This is a genomic window from Kitasatospora purpeofusca (assembly GCF_036010405.1).
Taxonomy (GTDB): domain Bacteria; phylum Actinomycetota; class Actinomycetes; order Streptomycetales; family Streptomycetaceae; genus Kitasatospora; species Kitasatospora purpeofusca.
Map to the genome: position 1 here is coordinate 112841 of NZ_CP108561.1, position 13913 is coordinate 126753.

Annotated in this window: 11 protein-coding genes and 3 pseudogenes; 6 read left to right on the plus strand and 8 right to left on the minus strand. The window is 70.2% G+C overall.

The annotated features are described in order from the left end of the window. Nucleotides 1-10: 10 nt before the first annotated feature. Nucleotides 11-538: a flavodoxin domain-containing protein gene (locus tag OG715_RS00550; RefSeq protein ID WP_327063504.1), complete on the minus strand. Its 528-nt coding sequence runs from the start codon at nt 536-538 to the stop codon at nt 11-13. A 636-nt stretch (nt 539-1174) separates the two neighbouring features. Between OG715_RS00550 and OG715_RS00555 the strand changes: the two genes are divergently transcribed. Next, nucleotides 1175-2323 (plus strand): hypothetical protein, encoded by a 1149-nt coding sequence (locus OG715_RS00555; protein WP_327063505.1) that lies wholly within the window; start codon nt 1175-1177, stop codon nt 2321-2323. A 112-nt stretch (nt 2324-2435) separates the two neighbouring features. Here the strand turns inward: OG715_RS00555 and OG715_RS42320 are convergent. After that, nucleotides 2436-2838, minus strand: a pseudogene (locus tag OG715_RS42320) (transposase); the annotation flags it as partial. Here OG715_RS42320 and OG715_RS00565 point away from each other — a divergent pair. The 4 genes and pseudogenes from OG715_RS00565 to OG715_RS00580 all read left to right on the plus strand — a co-directional run. Then, a pseudogene (locus tag OG715_RS00565) lies at nt 2824-2946 on the plus strand (thiol reductase thioredoxin); the annotation flags it as partial. The pseudogenes OG715_RS42320 and OG715_RS00565 sit on opposite strands and share 15 nt — an antisense overlap. A 105-nt stretch (nt 2947-3051) precedes the next feature. Then, nucleotides 3052-3401 (plus strand): annotated as a pseudogene (locus OG715_RS00570) (sulfite exporter TauE/SafE family protein); the annotation flags it as partial. Between the two features lie 319 nt (nt 3402-3720). Further along, nucleotides 3721-4272, plus strand: coding sequence for a YgaP family membrane protein (locus tag OG715_RS00575; protein ID WP_327063506.1), 552 nt, complete (start codon nt 3721-3723; stop codon nt 4270-4272). Then, nucleotides 4269-5996, plus strand: a complete 1728-nt coding sequence (locus OG715_RS00580; RefSeq protein ID WP_327063507.1) for an aminotransferase class V-fold PLP-dependent enzyme — start codon at nt 4269-4271, stop codon at nt 5994-5996. Before OG715_RS00575 ends, OG715_RS00580 begins: the two co-directional genes overlap by 4 nt. 336 nt (nt 5997-6332) lie before the next feature. Here OG715_RS00580 and OG715_RS00585 read toward each other — a convergent pair whose 3' ends face one another. Beyond that, the gene (locus OG715_RS00585) at nt 6333-7298 is read right to left on the minus strand and encodes an acyltransferase domain-containing protein (RefSeq protein ID WP_327063508.1); all 966 of its coding nucleotides are present in this window, start codon (nt 7296-7298) and stop codon (nt 6333-6335) included. After that, entirely contained in the window at nt 7295-7708 is a 414-nt protein-coding gene (locus OG715_RS00590; protein WP_327063509.1) for a lipocalin-like domain-containing protein, read from the minus strand. Before OG715_RS00590 ends, OG715_RS00585 begins: the two co-directional genes overlap by 4 nt. Nucleotides 7709-8736: 1028 nt before the next feature. On the opposite strand from OG715_RS00590, the gene OG715_RS00595 reads away from it, so the two are divergent. Continuing rightward, complete coding sequence (locus OG715_RS00595) at nt 8737-9093, plus strand: hypothetical protein (RefSeq protein WP_327063510.1); 357 nt, start codon at nt 8737-8739, stop codon at nt 9091-9093. A gap of 21 nt (nt 9094-9114) precedes the next feature. On the opposite strand, the gene OG715_RS00600 is transcribed toward OG715_RS00595, so the two are convergent. From OG715_RS00600 to istA, 4 genes are all read right to left on the minus strand, one after another. Beyond that, the gene (locus tag OG715_RS00600; RefSeq protein ID WP_327063511.1) at nt 9115-9864 is read right to left on the minus strand and encodes a GNAT family N-acetyltransferase; all 750 of its coding nucleotides are present in this window, start codon (nt 9862-9864) and stop codon (nt 9115-9117) included. Nucleotides 9865-10287: 423 nt separating this feature from the next. Beyond that, complete coding sequence (locus tag OG715_RS00605; RefSeq protein ID WP_327064195.1) at nt 10288-10932, minus strand: dienelactone hydrolase family protein; 645 nt, start codon at nt 10930-10932, stop codon at nt 10288-10290. Nucleotides 10933-11553: 621 nt separating this feature from the next. Continuing rightward, nucleotides 11554-12345, minus strand: coding sequence for an IS21-like element helper ATPase IstB (istB, locus tag OG715_RS00610; protein WP_033817948.1), 792 nt, complete (start codon nt 12343-12345; stop codon nt 11554-11556). Then, entirely contained in the window at nt 12342-13877 is a 1536-nt protein-coding gene (gene istA / locus OG715_RS00615) for an IS21 family transposase (protein ID WP_266271892.1), read from the minus strand. Before istA ends, istB begins: the two co-directional genes overlap by 4 nt. Nucleotides 13878-13913: the final 36 nt, after the last annotated feature.

The following is a 13913-nucleotide window of genomic DNA, read 5'->3' on the forward strand; positions in this document are numbered from 1 at the left end:
GGGCCCGGAATCAGCACCCCGAGGCTTTCCCGTCGGCGGCGAGCGTCTCGGCGATCTCGTCGGCCCAGGCGTCGATGGCGTCCCAGTCGCGGTAGTCCCCGGTGTGGCCGCCCAAGATGCGGAGGGTGAGTGTGCCCACCCGGCCGAGTTGTTCGCGGGTGACGACACCGGAGAAGAGGCGGTGCCCGCACAGGCCGGGCAGCGGCGCGAGCGCGTCGAGGACGATCACCTCCTCGCGCCGGGCGAACCTGCGCCACGGCCCCCGCAGCGCGGCCGGCATACCGACGCTGAAGGCCCAGACCCGACCGTGCACGAGCATGTCGCGGTGCCGTCGCAGGAAGGCGGCCGCCTCCGGCAGCCACCGTCGGTTGTGGACCGCGCTGCCCAGGACGAAGGCGTTGTAGCCGTCCACGGTCGTCCCGCCGTCAAGCGGCCGGACATCGGCAGGGCAGCCGGACTCAGCCAGGCGGGCGCCGATGCATACGGCAATCTCCCGGGTGGAGCCGTGCGCGCTCGCATAGCCGACCAGGACGGTCATTGTGCCTCCTCGGAACGCCCCTGCTGTGGGTCATGACCAGTCTCCGTACCGTCCCCGTGCGGCGTCCTGGGTCAGACGGTCCCGATGGCGGGCCGGCCGGCCCAAGCCCGCGCACGTCACCGGGCTGCCACGGCGTGCCTCCGTGCGTCCGCCTGTACCCCACCCGGTTGTGCCGCGCGGGCGATCGCGCGACGTGCCGGGCGCCGACCGTCGGTAGGCCGCAGATCACCGGTGGTGTGCCGATCATGTCTACCCGGAGGCCCGGAGCAGACCGATCACGGTCACCTGTGCCGACTCGCTGCCGTCCGTGCGGCGTAGCGCAGTAGTGGAGGCGATGGCGCCTGAAGAGCGCGACCGACGCCGGCCGACGCGGAGCGGGCCCACGCAACGATGGTCGGCTCGGCAGGCCGCGCCACTCACCACTACTAGACAGCGAGCGAGTGGAGGGGCACCAGGTTCCGTGCCGGCGCAGGCCGAGCGGTGGCTTCGTGCGCCGGGGTACGCCGCGGGTACCCGGATGCCGTAGCACCAAGTGCTGGGTGGATGGGAATGGCTTGAGAAAGGTCGCGAGCGCCTCGCTGTGTACGGGGCCCGCGACCGCGAGAGCCATTCGGCGCGAACCAGGAAGGATCAGTCATGGACGATCGGATCGGCACCCAGCAGGAGAAGGATTCCGCCCAGTCCGTCGCGGAAGCGGTCGGCACTGCGCGGGGTGAGACCGACCTGCCCCTTCTGAAGCCCGTCATCGGCGAAATCTACCGGATCAAGATCTCCAAACCGAAGGGCGGGCCCGTCTATCTCTGGGGAAAGGGCTACGTCCAGGAGGCCGACCGTGCTGCTCAGTGGGTTTTCCACTGCGTCGACCCCGCCTCCAACAAGTACATCCTGTGCACGGCCAAGGCCCCTCAGCCCTCCTACAACCCCGTCGGCAGTGTGCTCTACGGGGACAAGAACGACCTTTGGATCCACGCAGCGTTCGCGACGGAGCCGCACTTGCTTGACGTGCACACCGTGTGGCAGCTCGAAGATGCCGGGAACGGCAAGTTCCGGCTGTGGTGCTACGGCCGGTCCTTGTACGTCGTGGCCGACTTCAATCAAACGCAGTTCGTGCTCGGGGATAAGAAGAGTGACGGCAGTGACCTGTTCGAGCTGGAGAAGGTGGGGGAGTACAGCGAGGTCATCAACCTCCGGAAGTACCCGCCAAAGACGTTCCAGACCCCCGAACTCACAAGCATGGACCAGCCGCCCATCTACACCGACCAGGAGATCGCCGGTGAGGTGGCGGTGCCCTGGTTCCTCGTCGCCAAGGACGGCGACAGAGACGATCAGTGGCGTGCCATGAACACTCCGTACTACATCGTCCGGCGCTGGTCGCGCTGGTACTCCAAGGACTGGGAGACCCTCAAGCGCACCGAGACCAGGCAGCACCAGTGGTCCATCACCTGGGGTGTCAGCCAGGAGGACGCTAGCCAGATTGACCAGAACCTCAACATCAGCGTTTCCGCGGAAGCCGGTCTGGACATCAGCGGCTTCAGCGCCAAGGTGTCCACCAGCGTCTCCTACGGGCTGAACATCAAGACCAGCCAGCGCACCTCAAGGTCCTACTCAGAGACCAAGAGCGGCAACTACCAGATCGGGCCGGTCAACGACGGCGACATGGCCGTGTGCGACTTCTACCGCCAGGACCAGTACCGGTTCTACCGCGCCGAAGGCCAGGAAGTCCGCGAATTCCCCGTCACCGTGCCCGGAACCAGCGCAGGCCGCACCTACGTCAAGAAACAGTAACCCCCGGCCTCACTGACCGCCGTGAGCACGGCTCCGGGACTATCACAATCTAGGTGCACGACACCCGGTTGGCCTAGGTATTGATCTTCCTGGTGGGTGTAGGCCGGGTGACCTACACCCGTCCGGCTGACAGGCGCCCGTCGAAGGCGATGTCGAAGGCGTTGAGGGCGGCCATCCAGCGGTTGCTCCAGCGTTGCCGGCCGCGTCCGGTGGGGTCGAGCGCGAGGGTGGCCAGGTAGAGCCGTTTGAGGGCGGCCTGCTCGTCGGGAAAGTGACCGGACGCACCGGCGGCCCTGCGGTAGCGGGAGTTGAGACTCTCGATGGCGTTGGTGGTACAGATGATCTTCCGGATCTCGGCGGCGAAAGCGAGAAGGGCACCGTCTCGGGCCAGGCCTTCTCCAGAGTTTCACCACGGCCGGGCAGATCGCCTCCCAGGCGGCGGCGAAGTCCGCGAACCGCTCCAGGGCCGCGGCCTCGTTCGGCGCGGTGAAGACGGGCTTCAGGTCCCGGGCCAGGCCCAACCGGGTGCGCTGCCGGAGGCCGCACTGGAGGACGTGATCCGCCGGGTCCGCGCCGTGGACATGGACGACGTTCGTCAGCGGATCACGGCATCCGCCGCGTAGTCGACGAGCCCACGAAACTGCCGTCAACGTGGCAGGCAGGCTGAGAGCCTGGGCCGACGCCGGGCTCCCCGTCGTCGCCGCACACGGCGCTGGCGGCCAGGTCATATGACCGCGCTCGTTATCGCCCTGATCGCCGGTGTCGTCGTCGGCCTCGCGCTCGGCGGCCTCGGCGGAGGTGGCAACATGCTCGCCGTCCCCGCCCTGATCTACCTGCTCGGCTTCTCCCCCGCCCACGCCTGCACCGCCAGCCTCCTCCTCGTCGCCGCCACCTCGCTCACCGGACTGCTCGCCCACGCCCGCGCCGGACTGCTGTTCGCCGCAGCCGGACTCCCGCTGGCCGCCTGCCCGCCACCCTGCTCACCGTCGCGTTCGTGGTGCTGGCGGCGTTCGCGGTGCTGACGCACGCTCGCCTCCGCCCGCAAACCCGAGGACTCCGCACGGCACCGCCCCGGCGACCCGGCAGCCGACCGGTCCGCCAGGAACGGCCCCGCACGGGCCGCAGCCGCCGGCGACGTTCGCTCCCCCGGCGAGTACGCCGGCGGCCACCACAGCCCGCTCGACCAGCTCGACCGGGCCCTGCCCGCACTGCGCGCAGCCGCCGGGCACGGTGCGGTCGCCCTCATCTGCGCCTCCGGTGCCCGCTCCCAGACCGCATGCGAAAGGCTCGCCGCCACCGGCATCACCGCCCACACCCTCGTCGGCGGCACCTCCGTCTGGGCCCAGAACGGCCACCCCCTCAACCGCCCCTAATGACGCACACGAGCCGCCTGGGCCATGGACCGCCAGGTCCGCCTCGTCGCACGATCGCTCGTCGTCCTCGGCATCGTCGCCGACCTGGTGCTCCCCGGCGGCCACTGGTTCTCCGCCGCCGTCGGAGCCGGTCCCGCCTTCGCAGCGATCACCAACACCTGCGCCATCGGCGCGATGCTCGGCCAGCCCCTCCTACAACCTTCCCCGCCACGGCGGACCCGTCCTCGCCGCCCTCCACCGCCGCCCTCCACCGCCGACCGCCGCCGCGCACACCGCACCGGCGCGCCCGGAACACCGGCGGAACCACCGGGTCGTCGGACACACGAAGTCTCCGGGGCCTCGTCGCCGACCGACGCGGCCGACCACCTCGACGCCGGTGACCGACCCTGGCGAGCGGGAGAAGCCGATCCGCCCCGGCCTCCGCCGTCGGCTCCACGTGGGATGGCCGCGACGGGCCGCGCGGGAGGGCCGTCCGGCACTGGCCCGCCGGGAGCCGATGCGGGATGCTGGCAATCAACGGGGTTCTCCGGAACCGCGCCGACCGGTCCCGGCCGCCCCGAACGGAGGGCGACGTGAGCACCACCACCGCATCGGGCGAACGGCCCGCCTCCCCCGCCCCGCCCTCACCGCTGCTGGAGCGCATCCGGGCGGGCATCATCGGCGAAGGCGAAGTCCTGGACGGCCCCTACGGACCACGCAGGGTCACCTACGCCGACTACACCGCCTCCGGCCGCTCCCTCGACTTCATCGAGGACTTCATCCGCGACGCCGTCCTCCCCCGCTACGCCAACACCCACACCGAGAGCTCCGGCACCGGCCTGCAGACGACCCGGCTGCGCGAGGACGCCCGCCGCATGATCCGCGACTGCGTCGGCGCCACCGAAGACCACCTGGTGATCTTCTGCGGGTCCGGCTCCACCGCCGCCGTCAACAAGCTCATCGGCATCCTGGAACTCCGTCGGCCGACCGGCCCCGCCGAAAGCCACCGGCCGAACGGGCCCCTCCCTCCCGCCGAGCGGCCGGTGGTCTTCGTCGGACCGTACGAGCACCACTCCAACGAACTGCCCTGGCGCGAGACCGTCGCCGACGTGGTGCCCATCGGCGAGGACGCCGAAGGCCATCCCGACCTAGCCGAGCTCACGGCCCAGCTCGTCCGCTTCGCCGACCGGCCACTGCGGATCGGCAGCTTCTCCGCCGCCTCCAACGTCACCGGCATCCTCACCGACACCGACCGCACAGCCCGCCTCCTGCACGACCACGGAGCGCTGTCCTTCTGGGACTACGCCGCGGCAGCACCGTACGTGCCCATCCGTGCGGCCGAGAGCTCCCCCGGCCGGGGCGACGGCAAGGACGCACTGTTCCTTTCCCCGCACAAGTTCCCCGGCGGCCCGCAGACACCCGGCGTGCTGGTCGTACGCCGGGAACTGGTCCGCAACCCCGTGCCCACCGCGCCCGGCGGCGGCACGGTGCTGTTCGTGGACCCCACCAGCCACCGGTACCTCGACGACCCGGTCGCCCGCGAGGAGGGCGGCACACCCGCCATCGTCGAATCCATCCGCGCCGGCCTGGTATTCGGCCTCAAACAAGCCGTCGGCACCGACCTGATCCAGGCCCGCGAGGAGAGCATGTGGCACGCCGCCCTCGACCGGTGGGAACGCAACCCTCGCATCGACGTCCTCGGCAGCCACGCCGCCCGCAGGCTGTCCATCGTCTCCTTCCGGATCCGGCACGGCCACCGGTTCCTGCACCACAACTTCGTGGTCGCCGTCCTCAACGACCTCTTCGGCATCCAGTCACGCGGCGGCTGCTCCTGCGCCGGCCCCTACGGCCACCGCCTGCTCGCGATCGACGCACCGCACTCGCACGCCTTCCGCGACGAGATCGTCGGGCACCGGTGCGAGGGGATCAAGCCGGGCTGGACCCGGATCAACTTCCACTACTTCCTGTCCGACACCGTCCGGGACTACCTCATCGACGCCGTCGACCTGCTCGCCGACAACGGACACCGGCTGCTGCCCGACTACCGCTTCGACCCGCGCACCGGACTGTGGCGCCACCGGAACGCCGCAGCCGGACCACCACTGCGGCTCACAGACACCCGCTACGACGAGCACGGCCACCTGCACTGGCCGCACGGACGCGCGCGGATGGGCGAGGAGGCACTCGCCGGACAACTCGCCGAAGCCCGCACGCTGCTCGACTGCCGACCCGACCCGGTCGACTCCGACCCCTGCGCCCTCCCTGCAGACTTCGAAGCCCTGCGCTGGTTCCCGCTGCCACCGCAGTGCCTGGCACCGTGACGGCGAACGGGTAGCCGAAGGCGTACCGCACCGACCGGTTCGCCCGGGCCCTGGCCGCGCTCGCCCGGTTCATCGAACGCGAGGGCACGCGAAGGCGCCGGGGCCGCACAAGGAACCTGTGGAGAGCGTGGAGGCCGACCCCGGTGGTGAGGGGCAGGCGGCGGTGTCGCACTTCGCCCTGGACACCTGACTCAACAAGGCAGGAGGCCCGCCGGGCACAACTGACTCCGGGGCAGCTCGCGCAGCGAGCCGAGCACGGCGTGGAGTGGGCGTAGGCCGGGACACCAGCCCCGGTCGGGGGGCGGTGTCCCGGCTGACAGCGCGCTGCCTTGCGGTCTACCTCTTCTTCGGGGGTGCGAGGGGCGCGATGGTGCGGGCGCCGCGCACGGTTGCCCGCACACAGCGGCTGAGGGTCTCCCCGGCTCCGAGTTCGATGAACAGTTGCTGGTCGGCGGCAGCCGCGATGCTGTTCACTGCCTCGGCGAAGTACACAGGTTCAGTGATGCAGTCGGCGAGTGCCAGGTGGAAGTCGTCTGCATCGCTGCAGGAGCGGCGCTGGACCGGCGAGTGCACCGCGACGCGCAAGGGTCGCTGGCGCACACCCTTGGCATTGTCGATGAAACGGCCGTGGATCTCCGAGAGGGCGGGGTGATGGGCCGCGTAGGGAACGTCCAGTTCGAACAGCCGCCGACTGTTTCCAGCGGCACGAAGGGCGGCTACGGCGGCGTTGGGGCCACTGACGATCGTCTCCCTCGGGGAGTTGACACAGGCTATCGCCAGGTCTTCACGGCCCGTGTCGGCGAGCATGGCCCGTGTGTCGCGTTCCCCGGCCAGGACCAGAACCATCGTGCCCTGGCCGGTGATGGGGCGGTAGGCGTCGTTCAATGCGCAGACGAGCTCTGCTCCTTCGGCGACGGAAAACGCGCCGGCGGCCACGAAGGCCGAGAATTCGCCGAGGCTGTGACCCACGATCAGGTCGGGGGCGATCCCGGTTGCGGCAAAGGCGTGGGCGAGGGCAACGGAGGCCGCGAAGTGGGCCAGCTGAGAGGTGCCGTAGGCGAGCGGAGCAGCCGAAGCGGAGGAGCGTTCGGCCAACAGCACGTCACGGACCGGGCCGTATCCGTGTGCTGTCGCCACGTTGTCGATCTCGCGGACGACCCGGTCGGCCTCGGCCCGAGCCGAGGGAGGCGCTCCGTGCTGGTCGTCGTACAGGTTCGCCAGGGCGCCATGGGGAGAGATGCCCTGACCAGGAAACAGGAAGACGGTGCCATCGCGCGGGACATCGAACAGGTGGGCCATCATCGCTGTTCACCAGTGCCCGCGTTCGGCGCGTCGGGGGCGGGGGTGACGCGCTGCCAGGTTGCGGTCAGAACCGGATAGCCGTTGGCGGGGAGCGAGGCAAGGCTGAGACGGCCTGCCTCCAGGCGGGCCGTGCGGGGCAGTTCGACGGCGCTGAACTCGGCGGGGCTGCCGACCAGAGAACGGTGGACGACGCGGTCACCGAGCCACTGGTAGGTGCCGGCGTAGCCGATGTATCCGTCCGGGCCGGCGATCTGGGCCGACACGTGGCCATCGGGCGTGTAGATGAGCATGCCCCGGGCTTCGGTCCCCAGGGGATGAGTAGCGGCCCCGTTCACGTCGGTTGCCGTGAGCGCAACCAGCTGCCACGCCCCGATGACTCTGCCCACCTCTATACCTGACAGCGTATCCATGGCTTCTTCCTCTCTCCGCAACAGTGTCCCTGTCCGGCGACAAAGTTCCACCCCTTGCGACCGGGCACGTCCGTATGTTCCGCGGGTATGGTCCTGACGGTGCCGCTGGCGACTCGAATGGCACCAGATATGCCAGTCGGGAGCCCTTGCTCAGCCGCTTGCAGTTGTAGTCCTTGATAGAACAAAAGGACTTCCCGCTGCGGGCGGTGCTGTGGTCCGGTCAGCCCCCGGTGCTGCTGACTTCTTTCTTCGGAACGGCGAAGAAGCGCCCTGCGGCGCTTGATCGTAACAGGAACCCACTCCTCCGATCGACTGCCCGGTGGTCAAGATCCTGACCGCGCTGCGCAGCCACGACGACAAGGTGACGGAGGCTCCCGCCGTGCCGCAGAAGTCCAGCAGGCGCACCAGGGGCGCAGCGCCGAGGGAGCGTCCGAGCCTGGGGAGAGCCGGTCCGGTGAGGTCCGTGCGGACAGGGAGGGGGCATAAACGCTGCCGGTGCGGCACAGACGCCGGTGGACGAGAACGTGCTCGCGCTGTTCGCCTCACGGGTCTGACCGGTGAAACCAGTTCTGGCAGGAGGGGATAAACCACGCCCACCGGTGGAAAAGGAATCCGGCGGGCTCGATGTTCCCTGTTCCGCGATGGTCGGAGAAGAGGGTAGTTACCCGCTCGGGAAATGGATCCTCCGACCGGTGCACACCGCTGGTGAATTGATGCGACAACGGGTGGAGGTGCTCGACGCGCTCGGGATGATCCGGTCCGTGTCGGACAGGCGGTTCGAGGCCGACTGGACCGAGCGCGGATCCGGCCAAGGGCTTCGGGTCAGGTCCGCCTGAGCCACGCCATCAGATCGTTGAGCTCCTTCTTCGAACCGAACATCCTCTGCCCTCCCCCACGCCGGCGCCGGAACCACGGCCTGGCGCTTCGCCTGCACCGCGATTGCACGTCGCGGCCGTTCCCGAACTCCTTCGCGTCGCCCCGTCCCGATGGGGTCGCCGCCCGCCCGCCGTCGCGGACGGGCACGGTCGGTGCACCTGTCCGTCCGAGGAGAGGTACTGATCACCGGGGAGACCGACGCGCTGCCCGGCTTCGACCCGGGCCGGGGCTACCACTTGCTGGACCTGTGCACGCTCGCCACCTACCACGCGCTCACCTGCACGACCCCGCCCGTCGCCACCCACTGGTGGCCGGCCGACCCGGACCCGAAAGCCACCTGGGCCGCCGACGACGACCACAGCGAGTTCGGCCGACCGCAGAACGCCAGGTCGGTGGGTGACCGACCCCGTCGGCGCGGCATGGACCTTCCCGATCATCAGCCACACGACCCGGGGGGACACGACCGGCGGCAAGGGGCTCCCGGGCGCCGGCGGAAACTGTCCCGTTGAGACACGTGCACCCGCCCCACCTCAGTGAATACGCAGATCGGCCCACTGTTCGGTGCGGACGAACCCCAGGCGCTCGTAATGGCGGGCTGCGGGGTTTCCGGCGGTGACGGACAGACCGAGCGCGGGCAGTCCCGCCTCGGCGGACAACCACAGAACGTGGCGCAGCAACAGCGAGCCGATGCCGCGACAGGCGGGTTCGGGGTCGCGGAAGACCTCGGAGATCCAGGGCCCTTCCAGGGGCGGGGCGCCGGGGCAGTCGTGGGCGAGTACGGCGGCGACGGCGGTATCGCGTTCGGTGTCGATCAGGACGGTACTGGTCGGCAGGAGCGGCCCCATCAGGGTGCCGTCCATGAGCCGTCGCAGATCGTCGTACGTGCTCATGTCGTGGTCGGGGTGCCCAGGCGGGTAGGCCGCCTGGTAGGCGGCTCGCAGGGTCTGGGGGTCCACCGCCTGCGCCGCGAACGGGGCGAGCTTCTCCGGCAGCCGAACCGGTTCGGGCGGCTTCGAGGATTCCCTCAGCGCGTGGGTGTAGGTGTCGAACTCGCGCTCCAGGCTCGCGCCCCGTTCGGCCAGGGCTCTGCCGAGCAACGCCTGCGTCGTCGCGCCCCAGCCGGCCAGGTCCACCACGACGCGCTCCGCAACGGCGGCCAGCGGGGCGCCTTCCGCCGGACACAGATCCTGCGCCCAGCGGACGCCCTCCCGGTGCTCCTCCTCGTAGTAGGCGAGCGGCTCTCCCCCAGCATCCCGCACGACGTCAGTGGCACTGTTCACAGATGACTCCAACTCCTCAAGCACGCGCCGCCGCGGAAATCGCGGGCTGTCCACCGTTTTGGCGTGAAATCATGATGCCCGTGCACCGCGGGCAGCACGAAGCAGTAATGAGACGACCCATGCGGTGCCAGGTGCAAAACAGATCTGCCCAGTGCAGCGGTTCACTGCCATCAGGCAGCGGGCATCCCCCCGCCCGGCCGGTTCCGCAAACCCGGCCAGCCGAACTACCACCGGCATCACCTGCCTTCGCCGACTCCGAAGATCGTTCTGAAACAATCATTCACGCTCTGAGTGTCGGCCGTTGTCAGACGGCGAAGGTGCGGTCGGAGACGAGACCGGCGCCGGCGAGGCAGGCGGCCGAGAGGATGTCGCGGCGGTGGGTCCAGCGGGCCGATCCTCACCCGGCCGGTGCGCTTCCGGGTGTCAGGCCGCCGGATGTGAGGCGGGAGGCAGGTGACCGGTGAACCACTGGGCGGCGAGGCTCGCCACTTCCTCCAGGGTGCCGGGTTCCTCGAAGAGGTGGGTGGCACCGGGGATGACGGCGAGTCGGTTCTCGCAGCCCAGCCGAGCCTGCGCCTGCTGGTTGAGGCCGATGACCACGTCGTCGTTCCCCCCGACGATCAGCAGGGTGGGTGCGGTCACCGCTGGCAGGCGCAGCCCGGCCCGGTCGGGCCGCCCACCCCGGGAGACGACCGCCCCGACCGGGGAATCCGGCTCGGCGGCTGCCCACAGGGCTGCGGCTGCGCCGTTGCTGGCGCCGAAGAAGCCGACCGGCAGGTCACGGGCTTCGTCCCGGGTCCGGACCCAGTGGGTGGCGTCGGTCAGGCGGCGGGCGATCAGGCAGGCAGCCCGGGCGGTCGAACCGCTGGCGACGCCGTCGTCCACAACCACAGCCGTCCGGCCGCGGAGCTCCGTCCGAGGGCGGTCACCCCGGTACCGCCGGGACCGGCGATCCAGCTCCACCCGCTCGATCTCCTCCACCCGTGCCAGCTCGTCCTCGGACGTCCGGGTGGAGCGCATCACCGCCTCGTCGACGACCCGAACCCCTCTCTCGCCGGCGACCCGCATCCACACGGTCGACGAAGTACATGACACGACCCTCCTCCGAACAGCCTGCGGGACCGCACAGCGCCGCATCGCCCGTGTGCCACGATCCTCGCCGTCCTCCTCGCCGCCGCCTGTCCGCACGCGACCAGGCCGACTCCCACAGGTTCCTGGCCCGCCGAACCCGCCGCAGCGGCGCCGTCGAAGACCTCGCAGCCACCGTCACCGCCCTGCGCCAGGGCCAGGCCGAAGCCGTGGGTGACCCGGCACAGCTGCCGCCCGGCGGCCGTTCGCCGCCCGGGCCTCCCACGACACGCGGCCCACCCCAGTCGCCCGCGCATCGGCCTGCCGGAGCAGCCGGGCGACTTCCTCGTCCACCATGTGCCGGGTGGATTCGGAAAAGGGCCTGCGCCACATGTCCTCCGGGCCGGGGCCGAGATTCTGCAGGGCTGCAGTGGCGTATGCGACCGGGCCGAACTCGCGGACCATGGCCTTGCGGACCGGGCCGAACAGCTTCCTTACGGATCAGGTCTGTCAACGGTCTTGAAGTTCTCCCCGTAGGCGGCCAGGAGTTCTCCCCACTGGTGGCCTGCGGGTTCTCCCCAACGGCGGCCAGATACCTCCCCGCCCTGGGTGGTGTGATGCTCAGCTGAAGGGCTTGACGCCCTGACCGGAGGTGGCCTGGGTGAGGCGGAAGCTGTCACCCTGGGTGACCACGATGTGAGCGTGGTGCATGAGCCGGTCGACGGTGGCCGTGGCCAGGGTCTTCGGCATGATCTCGTCGAATCCCGAGGGGTGCAGGTTGCTGCTGACCGCGAGCGCGCGGCGTTCGTAGGCGGCATCGACCAGCCGGTAGAAGCCCTCGGCCGCGTCGGGGCTGACCGGCAGCAGGCCAATGTCATCGACGATGATCAAGTCGGATCGGATGACCCGGGCCAGGGCTCGGGCGATGGAGTCGTCCGCGCGGTGGCGGCGGACCAGGGCGCCGAGGTCCTCGATGGTGAACCAGGCAACGGTCATTCCGGCCTCGACCGCGGCCTGCCCGAGCGCCTCGGTGAAGTGCGACTTTCCCGTGCCGGACGGTCCGCAGACGCAAAGGCTCTCCCGGCGCCTGACCCATTCCAGGGTCTTGAGGGCGTCCTGGGTGGCGCGGGGTATGGAGGATGCCGTCTCGTCCCAGTCGCCGAACGTCTTCCCGGCGGGGAACCCGGCCCGCTTGCGGCGTGTGTGCAGGTTGGCGCGGTCGCGGCCGGCGGCCTCCTCGGCCAGCAGGACACGCACGACCTCGGCCGGGTCCCAACGCTGGGCCTTCGCGGTGGGGATCAAGTCGCCCAGCGCGCGACGGATGTGAGGCAGCTTCAAGCGCCGGGTCAGCGCGATCGCCTCGTTCAGGGGATCGCCGGCCGAGCCAGGGACGCTGCGGAGCGGGGTCGTCATCGAAAGTCGTCCTGTTCGTCGTCGTCGGTCGCGTCGCTGCTGGTGGTGGTGCCGAAGCGGGCCCAGGCGGAGGTGCCCGGCTGCAGGCTGTGGGCCTCGCTCGCGCGGGTGGGTTCGGGGATGCCGTGTCTGGCCTGGTAGTCGAGGATCGACAGCAGGTCTTTCTCAGCGAAGCGGCCGGTGACCGCGGCGGTGCCCAGGGCCCGGTCGACTTGGGCGGCGGGGAAGAGCTTGGACAGCGAGACGGCTTCGGCCATCTTGGCCTTGACCCTGCGGGTTCCGGCGGTTGCCGCCTCGACCAGCCAGGCGGCGGCTCCTGGTCCGAGCATCAAGAACGCGGCCTCCTCGGCGCTGGTGGCGCGCGGAGTGCGGTCGCCCTCCTTGTTCTCGCGCTCGGGGTAGTGGGCCTCGTCGATGACCGGGCTGCCCGGGGTGCCGCGCTGGTGGCGGGCCACTTCGGACGCGGTTCCGTCGGCCTGGACGGCGGTGACGATGAGCTCGTCGCCGTGGAACCGGGCCCAGACCCGGGTGTCGATCAGCGGGTGCGGGACCGAGTAGCGCACCGCCTCCACCGAGATCGTCGCGTCCCAGTTGACCCGGCGGGTGGTGCCGAACGCGACGGTGAAGGGCTGCTTGGGCAGCGGGTGCAGCCGTTGCTGTTCCTCGGCGAGCATCTCGACCGGGCGGCGGCGGGTCTCTCGGTGGACGCGGTTGTTGACCTCTTCGCAGAAGCTGCGGCAAGCCGCCTCCAACACGGCGAAACTTCGGTATTCCTCAAGGAGGTTGACGTCCTTGGGAACCAGGTCCGCCTTGGCGATCCGCACGGTCGCCTCGCTGCCGCCCTTCGTCTCCGGGTCGGCTGGCAGGCAGGTGCGGATGGTCATGCCGTAGTGCCGGGCGACCTCGACGATCTCCGGGTTGCGGACCGCGATCCCGGCGATGTGGTCGGTACTGACCGTCTTCTCGTTGTCGGTCAGCGCGTAGGCGGGCACTCCGCCGATCCTGCGCAAGGTGGCATCGAGGCAGGCGGTGATCGTGGGCAGGGTCTTGTCCCAGACCGGGATCACGACCCGGAAGCGGGACCAGGCCAGCCACGCGCACCACAGCGAGGTCCGCCGCCCGCCGATGGTCGGACCCTCGCCCCAGTCCCACTGCAGCCAGAGCGCCGGCTCGGTTATCCAGGGTCGGTAGATTCGCCGCTGCCCGGCCCTGAACTGGGCCTTTGCCTCGGCGACGGTGCGGCGGGTGGTACGTTCGCCGCCAGTGAAGCCCATCGCGGAGATCCGCTTGTGGACCACGTCGGCGCGGATCCTGCCGCCGGAGCGGACCACGAGCTCCTCGATCTTGGGCAGGAAGGCGTCGATCGCCCGGTCGCGGTGTCGGCGCTGGTCGGGCTGCAGGCCGGCCGCGCGCATCTTCACATACCGGGCGACCGTGTGGTGGTCGCATCCGGCCAGCTCAGCGGCCGAGCGGTAACTGCCCGTGAGGTCGTAGGCCTCCAGGATTTCCATGATCTCCCCGCTGTTCTTCACCCGGTCGAGCGTCGCCGACCGGGGAGGGGTGGGGCG